The organism is Streptomyces sp. NRRL WC-3605 (assembly GCF_001509795.1).
GTDB classification, from domain to species: Bacteria; Actinomycetota; Actinomycetes; order Streptomycetales; family Streptomycetaceae; genus Streptomyces; species Streptomyces viridochromogenes.
The window spans coordinates 1-725 of record NZ_LLZN01000130.1 but is presented as its reverse complement, the minus strand read 5'-3'; the positions used below and the strand labels follow the sequence as shown (position 1 = coordinate 725).

1 protein-coding gene is annotated in these 725 nt (G+C 69.4%); it reads right to left on the bottom strand.

The window, feature by feature from the left end:
• On the bottom strand, nt 1-665 hold a 665-nt coding region (locus ADL34_RS34360), incomplete at its 3' end, for an AMP-binding protein (RefSeq protein WP_234375176.1).
• Nucleotides 666-725: the final 60 nt, after the last annotated feature.

The following is a 725-nucleotide window of genomic DNA, read 5'->3' as shown; positions in this document are numbered from 1 at the left end:
ACCCGGTCACCCGTGCGGTACATCCGCGCACCCGAACCCGCGAACGGATCCGCGATGAAGGTCGTGGACGTCCGGCCCGGATCGTCCAGATAGCCGCGCCCCACGCCCGCGCCGCCGACATACAACTCGCCCGGCACCCCGGCCGGCACCGGCTGCAACTCATCGCTCAGCACATACAGCCGCGTATTGCGGACCGCGCCACCGATCGGCACCCGACCGCCCAGCACCTCACCCGAGCGGATCACCGCATGCGTCACATCGTCCGAACACTCCGTCGGCCCATACGCGTTCATCAACGGCACCCGCGGATAGCGGGCATGCCAGCGCTCACACAGATCGGCGGGCAGCGCCTCACCCGTCACCATCAGCCACCGCAACTCCGGCAGCCCCGGCGCACCACCCTCCACATCGAAGGCATCCAGCGCCGCCCGCAACAACGACGGCACCACCTCCAGCACCGCCACCCGCTCATCCCGCACCATCGCGAACAGACCCACCGGATCCGCCGCCAACTCGATGCCCGACACCCGCACCCGGCCACCCACCAGCAAAGGCGCCAGCATCTGCCACACCGACACGTCGAACGTCAGCGGCGCGTTCTGCACCACCACCTCACCCGCGACCAGCTCCAGATCCCGCACCTTCGCCCACAGGTGGTTCACCATCCCCGACCGCTGGACCATCGCCCCCTTCGGACGCCCCGTCGACCCCGACGTGAACATCAC